Source organism: Psychrobacter sp. 1U2 (assembly GCF_051847575.1).
The window spans coordinates 1-782 of the sequence record NZ_JBPYDC010000903.1; the positions used below are offsets into that span (position 1 = coordinate 1).

At 47.2% G+C, this 782-nt stretch carries 1 protein-coding gene; it reads left to right on the forward strand.

The window, feature by feature from the left end; all coding sequences use genetic code 11:
* Positions 1 to 782, forward strand: a 782-nt coding sequence (locus tag ACS8FD_RS19450; protein WP_439277073.1) for a molybdopterin-dependent oxidoreductase, incomplete at both ends; no start/stop codon positions are given.

Consider the following 782-nt stretch of genomic DNA (forward strand, 5'->3'; position numbering starts at 1 on the left):
TCAAAAGCTCAAAGACATCAAAGCCCGTGATGGCAAAGTGGTGGTAATAGATCCAAGACGCACCGAAACAGCAGATATTGCGAGCGAGCATCATTTTATTCGCCCAGCGACCGATGTCTTACTCTTGCTCGCCATGCTCAATGAAATTTATTTGCAAGGTTATGCGGACAAAGCGCGCGCTAAAAATAATAGAGCGGCGGCCCTCGCGCCAGAGATTGAGCGGCTCGCAGACTTTGCTAAAGACTATAGCGCCGAATCCGTAGCTGATATTACTGGTATTGCTGCAAGTGAGATTAAACGTCTCGTCAAAGAGTTTTGTGAAGCCGAAAGTTCGGTCTGCTATGGGCGTATGGGCGTATCGGTACAAGCGTTTGGCTTATTAAGTCAGTATCTCATTATGGTCATTAATATTGTCACAGGTCGCTTAGATGAAATGGGTGGCTTGATGTTCCCTAATCCTGCAGTCGATGTGGTCAATAACTCAGGCCCAGGCTATCTTGGTAAACGCCATAGCCGCGTGAGTAATTTGCCTGATTTTAATGGCGATTATCCAGTGGTGGCGATGGCGGATGAGATGCTGGTAGAGGGCGCAGGGCAGTTAAAAGGATTTATGACTGTCGCTGGCAACCCTGTACTCAGCACGCCCAATGGTGAAAAATTAGATGAGGCTTTTGCCAGCTTGGATTTTATGGTTGTGATCGATTATTTTGTCACAGAAACCAGTCGTCATGCCGATATTATTTTGCCACCCGTATCGCCGCTAGAGCGTGACCATTATGATG